Here is a 7,335-nt window from a genome sequence, read left to right on the forward strand (position 1 = left end):
TCCGTTCGGCGCGTGCCGCAATGTGCGACCGGGTTCGGTCCGACCTCACGCCGCCTGTGGCTTGGCCTCGTCCTTCGCGTCGCGCGACCCGGCGTCCTGGGGCTTGGAGCCCGCCTTGGGGCCCCACGTCCACCAGTCCAGTGCGCGGCGGGCGTTCTCGGTGTCGGGGTGCTCGTTGCCGAGGATGCGGGCGCAGTCGTTGCCCAGCGATTCGAGCAGCGCGCGGGCGGTGCCGGCGTCGCCGGACTCGCCCGTCCAGTGCGCGAGGTTGTGGCGCATGACGAGTGTGTCGGGGTGGCCGGCGCCGAGGGCGCGTACCGCGTCGGTCACCAGCGTGCGCAGCAGGTCGCGCGCGCGTACGGTGCCCCCCGCCTCGCCGGTCCACACCGCTTGGTCGTGGCGGGCCAGCAGCGTGTCGCGGTCCTCCGCGCCGAGGACCTGCTCGCGTTCGCCCGCGATGTCGCCCATGAGGCGCGCGGCCTCGGCGGCGTCGCCCGAGCGGCCGATCCAGTGCGCGTGCTGGTGGCGGTTGGTCAGCGTGTCGGCGTGGACGGGGCCGAGCACATCGCTGCAACTGTCGACGACCGGGCGCAGTATGCGTGCGGCGGCCCCGGCGTCGCCGCCCTCACCGATCCAGCGCGCCCACGCGGCGCGCGCGTTGAGCGTTTCCGGGTCGTCCTCGCCGAGCAGTTGCACGTAGTCGGCGGCGACGTTGCGGGCCAGGGCCTCGGCGGTGACGGCGTTGCCGGACACGCCGAGACAGAAGGCCTGGTTGTGGCGCGCGAGCAGGGTGTCGGGGTGCTGCGCGCCGAGCAGCCGTGCGTACTCGTCGACAAGCTCGCCGAAGGCCGCCGCGGCCTCGGCGGTACGGCCCTCCTCGCCGAGCGCGCGCGCCCAGTCGGCGCGTGCGTCCAGCGTGCCGGGGTGATCCGGCCCGAGCTCCTTCAAGGCGGCCTCCGCTTTCTCGTGCAGCGCCTCTATTCGACTCACGTCCCGGGCAGCTCCCGCTGCGTCCTGGCCCGCGACCCGCGCGCTTTGCGTCGCGTCGTTGTCGACACCCATCGTCGTACGCCCTCCCTCGGCCTTCTCCACACCTCTCTCCCCGGTCCGATTCTGCGCGAGACCGGACCCCGAAGCGTGTATATGACGACGTTACGCGCCGCCGCCGTCGGCCGATGCGGGGCTATCCCCAGACTTGCGGGGCACTCCCTAGAGCTGGATGGCCGGTTTCATGCGGGCCATCGTCCAGAGCCTGCGTCTGGACAGGACCAGGGCCGACACGGCCAGTGCCACCAGCAGGTATGCGCCGAGGACCAGGACCGCGCGGGTGAGGATCCAGCCCTCGCCGCCGGAGATCGTCACTCTCAGCCCCTCCACCAGGTAGGTCATCGGGAGCACCTGGTGCAGCCATTGGAACGGCGCCGGGGTCGTCTCGATCGGGTAGAGCCCGCCGCACGAGGTGAGCTGGAGCATCAGCAGGACGAGCGAGAGCGCGTCCCCGATCGCCCCGAAGGCGACGTTGAGCAGGTGGTCGATGGCGACGAAGGCGGCGGCCGCGAGGGCCAGAAGTCCGAGCGTCTGGCCGACCTGGCGCGGGTCGAGGCCGAGTCCGAGGTCGACGACGGCGTACAGGACGTACGCGCCGACCACCCCGAGGAACGCCGCCGGGAGCCATCCGGCCAGCGCGACGGTGAGCGCGCCGGAGCGGCCCGCGAGCGCGCGGGCGTTGAACGGCTTGAGCACGAGATATGCGGTCAGGCCGAACACCCACAGGGCGATGCTGAAGAAGAACGGGGCCATGCCGCGCCCGTACACCTTCGCGGGGTGCAGGTTGTCGACGTCGATCACCACGGGCGCGGTGAGCACGCCCGCGCTGCCCTGCTCCTGCTGCGCACCGGCCGGGGCCGGCACCGAGGCGGCGGCCTGGTCGAGTCCGGCCGCGAGGTCGCCCGCGCCCTGCTGCAACTGCGGCGCGGGGGCGGTGCCGATGCCGGACTGCAACTGGCGGGCCTCGGACGCCGCTTGGCCGAGCTGCTGCCGGAGCGCGCCGAGTTGGGTGAACGCCTGTTGCGCGTATGTCTGTTGCACCGCCTGGGTGATGGCGCTCTGGAGCGTCGCCTTCGCGCTTTCGGCGGCGGTTCCGATGATGAAGCCGTTGGCGTCGTTGAGCGTCATCGTGAGCCGGGCCTGCTGCGGCTGCGCGGTCGGGCCGCTGGCCAGTTTCGCGCTGAAGTCCGGCGGGATGGTGACGGTGAAGTAGTAGTCGCCGTCCCGGAGTCCGTCGGCCGCCTTGCCGGCGTCCACCTGGTGCCACTCGAAGTCGTTGCGCCGCACGACGGTTTCGGTCAGTTGCGCGCCGGCCGCCAGGGTCTGGCCGGACGCGGACACGGGCCGGTCCTGGTTGACGATGGCGACGGGGACCTCGGGGAAGTGCCCGTACGGGTTCCAGTTGGACCACAGGTAGAGCGACCCGTACAGCAGCGGCACGAGCGAGACGGCGATCGGGACGATCAGCAACGGGCCGCGGAAGCGGCGAAGTTCAAGCCAGGCGAGGCGGAGGACGTTCACCGGCGGCTCCCGCCGCGCGCCGCCCGCAGGTGCGTCTGGTGGCCCGGGAGCACCACCACCAGGTCGGCCGCGGCGGCGCCGGGCGGCGGCGGCGCGGTCGCGGTGGCCACGACCGTGGGGCCGGAGTGGGCGAGGGTGCGGACCGCGTGCCAGGCGCGGTCCAGGTCGGTTCCGGCGATGCCGGAGTCGACGTCGTCGACGAGGACGCCGCCCGGCTGCTCGGCGGCGGCGAGGGCGAGAAGCAGCAGGAGCTGCTCGACGCGGGAGAGGTCGCCCGCGAGGGTGTGCGGCGCGTACGGCAGGTCCACCAGGTCGAAGGCATCGGCCAGGGATTCGTCGGAGACGCGCGGGCCGCCGATCGTGCGGCGCTCGGCGGTGAGTTCGCCGACCGTCAGGCGTTCCTCGATGTCGACGACGGGGGTCGCGCGGGCCACCGCGATGCGCCGCCGGGCGTGCGCGGCGCCGCGTGGCAGGGGCGTGCCGTCGACGGCGATGGTGCCTCGGGAGGTGCGGAAGCGGGCGCCGAGCGCGAGGAGCAGGGCGGTGCGCCCGGAGCCTCCGGGGCCAACCAGCACGCTCACGGATCCGGGGCGCGCGTCGAGGGCGATGTCCCGTACGACGATCCCCGCGGGCCCCCGGACGGCGACGCCCTCGGCGACGATCTCCACTCCACGCGCTGACATGCGCCTCCTCGGGCATCCGGTATGCCGAAGGAGATAACCGAGCCAACGCCATGCAAACAGGTGAAATGGGTGAAAAGTGGAGAATGGCCCTTACGCGGTGGGGGCAGGGGTATGGGCCGCCGGGACGTCGGTCCGGACCGTCAGGACGTCGGCGTGGGCCGTCAGGACGTCTCCACCGGCGGCTCGGCGAGGCGCTCCAGGTCGAACTCGCCGTCCTTAACGCCGAGCACGAACGCGTCCCACTCCCCCTTGGTGAACCGCAGGATGGGCCCCTCGGGGTGCGCCGAGTTGCGCATCGCGACCGCGCCGCCGCCGATCTCGGCGGTCTGCACGACGCCTTCGCCGGTGGTGTCCTCGCCGTAACTGATCCACTCGGCGCCGCTGATGTCGCGCGCGTACAGCTCGGCCTTCTCGGCCTCCATCTCCTCCTGCGTCGCCATCGCGAGTCCCCTCTCGTGTGCGGTCGTTCGCGGCACTCCGCGGTTGCCGGGATGCCCGAGAGCAAGGTACGGCACAACGCGACGGCGCGGACACTGTACGTGGGAATCGTCCGGGGAACGCATCACGGGCGGACGGATCGGCCCGCGCGCGTGCCGCCAGGGCGACGGCGAGCAACACCCTGCAAACGGTAGTTTTGTGACGTCTGCGCGACGTTCCCCGTGACCGGGCCGATCCGCCGCACGGCAGGATGGGTCCATGGACGCATCAGGGACGGCCTCATCCGGGACGGCCTCATCCGAGACGGCGCGGCAGGCCCCGGGCGGCGCGGAACCGGCCGCCGCGGCGGCCCCGGCGCGGGGGCGCGGGCGGAGGCAGGGGTACGCGACCGGCGACGCACGGCGCGCGCGCATCCTCAACATCGCGCTTCAGGAGTTCGGCGAGAACGGCTACCGCGGCACCTCGCTCGCGCGCATCGCCGAGCGTGCCGAGCTCACCCAGGCGGGCCTGCTGCACCACTTCCGCAGCAAGCAGGAGCTGCTGACCGCGGTGCTCGACCTGCGCGACAGCATGGACGCCGAGCGCCTGGACCTGTCCAACCTCCCCGACGGCGGCGAGCCCGCGCTGCGTGCACTGGTCGCGCTCGTCGAGCACAACGCGCGCAAACCGGGGATCGTGCAGTTGTTCACGGTCCTGACGGGCGAGGCGGTGACGACGGACCACCCGGCACACGCGTGGGCACGGGAGCGCTACCGCGCACTGTCCACGTCGATCACGACGGCGCTGCGGCACGGCGCCGCGTCCGGGGAGCTGCGCGCGGACCTGGATCCGGAGGCGTGTGCACGGCAGGTCATCGCGATGATGGACGGGCTGCAATTGCAGTGGCTGCTCGACCCGGAGCAGATGGACATGGCGGCGGTGTTCCGGACGTACATCGAGGGGCTGCTCGGACAGATCCGGGCCTGACGCGGCGCGCGGACGCTGCGTCGCGTGTGGGCGCCTGGTGAGTCGCCTGCTCGTGCCGCCTGTTTCTGCCGCCTGTGGTTGTCGCCTGGTGATTCGCCTGTTGGTGCCTGGCGCTCCGCCTGCCTACTCCGCCTGTGGGTCCGGCGGCGCCTCGTCCGCCCCCGGCTCGGCCGCCGTCAGCTCGGTCAGCACCCCCGCGAGGTCCCAGCCCGAGAGGCTGGCTATCGCCTCGCGGAACGTGGTGAGCGCGAACAGGTCGCCGCGCGCGGTCATCCGCCCGTCGACCAGCGCCTTGCGCGGCAGCGAACGGTCGTTGTCCAGCAGCAGGCTCCGCGCGGTCGGGTAGTCCATGTGGATCATGAGGTCCGGCCCCGGCAGCAGTCCGGGACGGACCAGCACGCGGCCGTGGAAGACGTCCAGGTGCAGTTCGGCCGGGTCGTCGCGGCCAGGGACGTCACTGACCACGATGTCGACGACGGCCGGGTGCGGCGTGCGCTTCTCGGGGTCCGGGGTGATCAGGCGGCTGAGGCGCGAGACCGCGGCTATCCACTCGTCCGACATGAACGGGTAGCGCTCCAGCGCGGGCGCGTCCGGTTCCTCGGACGCCTGCGCGGTCGGCTCGGTGCTCTCCGCCTCCAGCACCTTGCCCAGCGTCTCGCCGAGCTGACGGGTCGCCAGACGCCGCATGGCGCGGGCGAGTTCGCTGTCGACGGCGCGCTGCGCGAGTGGGCGGAGCCGCCGGATCAACTCGGCCATCTCGGGCGCCTCCTCCAGCGAGGAGTCCTTGAGGTAGTGCTGCCACAGATACGTCTCGGTCAACTGCATGAACGAGCCCGCCACACGCTCCATATCGGCGCGGAGCGCGCGCAGGTGGTCGAGCACCGCGTGTACGGGGACGCCTGCGGCGTGCAGTTCGGCGCATACCGCGAGTTCGCGCGGGCTGGGGACGCGGAACAGCGTGAGCGAGTCGTCCTCGGGCTCCAACAGCCCGAACTGCACGGCGCCGGCGATGACCACCGGATCGGACAGCCCGCCGAACATGCCGGTCAACTCGGCACGTGTCATCCTGCCGGGTTCCTCGTCGCTCCAGGGCCCGGTGACCTCCGCGACCAGGCCGAGCACGCCGCCGAGGCTGCGCCCGTTGTCCCACGCGTCGAGCAGTTCCTTGATGCTGACCAGGCTGTAGCCGCGCTCCAGGAGTTGGCCGATCAGCCGCAGACGCGCCAGGTGGCCGCCGTCGTACAGCGACACCCGGCCGGCCCGGCGCGGCCGGGGCAGGAGCCCGCGGTCCTGGTACGCCCGTACGTTGCGCACGGTCGTACCGCCCTCGCGGGCGAGGTCCTCGATCCGATACTCCGCCAACCTCGTGCCTCGCGATCCTTGTGTGTCACCCTCACCCGGCCACGCGCTCCCCCGCCACGGCTCCGGGAACGGTTCCGGGAACCGGTCCGGCGGCCGACGTCGCCCGTCGTGTTTCCGCGTCGACGCCCCAAGTCGACCGGCAGCTCGACGGACCGCGGTTTCGTGGCTGGGCAGCAACGTAATGCAGGAGGGCTGGAACCTCGATCACGAGGAGGAGGAGAACGTGGGGATCAATCAGGGCAGAACACGACATACTCTGAACTAATTCCGGCTTTGTGTCCTCTGTCGCGTCCGACGAACGGGCACATCGACCAGGTTGGGGCCGATCGTCCGGACGCGGGTCAGGGGATGACGACGACGGGCCGCTTCGCGTGTTTCACGAGACGGCACGACACCGAGCCGAACAGGCGGCTCACAAAACCGGAGGAACCGCCGACGACGATCGCGTCGGCGGCGAACTCTTTGGCGACGTCCTCGATCTCGTGGCAAATGTCGCCGCCGCGTTCGACGAGGATCCAGGGCACGTCGCTCAGATGGTCGGCACAGGCGAGTTCGAGGCCGAGCGCCTCGGAGCGGTTGTCGGGCACGTCGATGAACACCGGGGGCTCGCAACCGGCCCACACCGTGGCCGGGATGCGGTTGGCCACGTGCACGATGACGAGCCCGCCGCCGATCCGACGGGCCATTCCGGCCGCATACGCCAGTGCGCGTTCGCTTGCCCCCGAGCCGTCGAAGCCGACGACGACCGGGTGCTGGAACGCGGGGTCGCGGGGACGCGGGGATTCGGGACGGAGCAACGGGGTGCCGTCCGGCAGGTCACTGAAGTCGAAAGCAGCCATGGCAATCGGGCGTCTTTGCTGAGGAGGAGCGCTGCGCGGCCCCTCAGAGATCAAATAAAGAGCCTATGCATACAGATTACGTCTTGCGGTCGGAATCGGACAGGCCGTGCGGTGGTCGAGCACGCACGATATCCGCCTACTCGGCCGTACGGGAGCCCCCCGGCCCCGGGAAACCTCCATCAGAGTGAAGTCATCACCGAACGACACCCCAACAGCCCCCGCACCACCGGTACTACCCCTCCCCGCACCCCCAACCCTCTTGTCCATTTCCCCCCGTAGCGCCCGCCACCCCAAACCAACCACCGACGCCCCTTGGCACCCGGCCTCGCCGCGCACGCGTCCCACCCGACAGCAGAAGGAACTTGGCCACCCGCAAGCGGTCGCGGTCGGCTGTTGGCGCGCAGCGCCGGGCGGCGCCGAAGGTGCGGTCCGGAAACTGGGGCATGCGGGCGGGCGCACGGCTGCGGGTGAGGGGCGTG

The 7,335-nt window shown here is 71.8% G+C and carries 7 protein-coding genes; 1 reads left to right on the plus strand and 6 read right to left on the minus strand.

What is annotated here, in order from left to right:
• Positions 1-45 precede the first annotated feature (45 nt).
• The 4 genes from ACRX5S_RS27115 to ACRX5S_RS27130 form a co-directional block, all read right to left on the minus strand.
• Positions 46-1,092, minus strand: coding sequence for a tetratricopeptide repeat protein (locus ACRX5S_RS27115; RefSeq protein ID WP_436775721.1), 1,047 nt, complete (start codon positions 1,090-1,092; stop codon positions 46-48).
• Positions 1,093-1,209: 117 nt separating this feature from the next.
• Positions 1,210-2,568 carry a YhgE/Pip domain-containing protein gene (locus ACRX5S_RS27120; RefSeq protein WP_436775722.1) on the minus strand — a complete coding sequence of 453 codons (1,359 nt, stop codon included), beginning with the start codon at positions 2,566-2,568 and terminating at the stop codon, positions 1,210-1,212.
• Entirely contained in the window at positions 2,565-3,251 is a 687-nt protein-coding gene (locus ACRX5S_RS27125) for an ATP-binding cassette domain-containing protein (protein ID WP_436775723.1), read from the minus strand. Before ACRX5S_RS27125 ends, ACRX5S_RS27120 begins: the two co-directional genes overlap by 4 nt.
• A 161-nt stretch (positions 3,252-3,412) precedes the next feature.
• Positions 3,413-3,691, minus strand: coding sequence for a DUF397 domain-containing protein (locus tag ACRX5S_RS27130; protein WP_436775724.1), 279 nt, complete (start codon positions 3,689-3,691; stop codon positions 3,413-3,415).
• Positions 3,692-3,947: 256 nt separating this feature from the next.
• On the opposite strand from ACRX5S_RS27130, the gene ACRX5S_RS27135 reads away from it, so the two are divergent.
• Entirely contained in the window at positions 3,948-4,655 is a 708-nt protein-coding gene (locus tag ACRX5S_RS27135; protein ID WP_436775725.1) for a TetR/AcrR family transcriptional regulator, read from the plus strand.
• A gap of 123 nt (positions 4,656-4,778) precedes the next feature.
• Here ACRX5S_RS27135 and ACRX5S_RS27140 read toward each other — a convergent pair whose 3' ends face one another.
• Positions 4,779-6,017 (minus strand): MerR family transcriptional regulator, encoded by a 1,239-nt coding sequence (locus ACRX5S_RS27140; protein ID WP_436775726.1) that lies wholly within the window; start codon positions 6,015-6,017, stop codon positions 4,779-4,781.
• A gap of 341 nt (positions 6,018-6,358) precedes the next feature.
• Complete coding sequence (locus tag ACRX5S_RS27145) at positions 6,359-6,856, minus strand: universal stress protein (RefSeq protein ID WP_436775727.1); 498 nt, start codon at positions 6,854-6,856, stop codon at positions 6,359-6,361.
• Between the last annotated feature and the right edge of the window lie 479 nt (positions 6,857-7,335).

This window comes from Yinghuangia sp. YIM S09857 (genome assembly GCF_051388915.1).
GTDB lineage: Bacteria > Actinomycetota > Actinomycetes > Streptomycetales > Streptomycetaceae > Yinghuangia.

What these genes read in the sequence shown, in the direction of transcription:
- ACRX5S_RS27145 (WP_436775727.1), bottom strand. Translation starts at nt 6,856, where the DNA reads ATGGCTGCTTTCGACTTCAGTGACCTGCCGGACGGCACCCCGTTGCTC.
- ACRX5S_RS27130 (WP_436775724.1), bottom strand. Translation starts at nt 3,691, where the DNA reads ATGGCGACGCAGGAGGAGATGGAGGCCGAGAAGGCCGAGCTGTACGCG.
- ACRX5S_RS27125 (WP_436775723.1), bottom strand. Translation starts at nt 3,251, where the DNA reads ATGTCAGCGCGTGGAGTGGAGATCGTCGCCGAGGGCGTCGCCGTCCGG.
- ACRX5S_RS27135 (WP_436775725.1), top strand. Translation starts at nt 3,948, where the DNA reads ATGGACGCATCAGGGACGGCCTCATCCGGGACGGCCTCATCCGAGACG.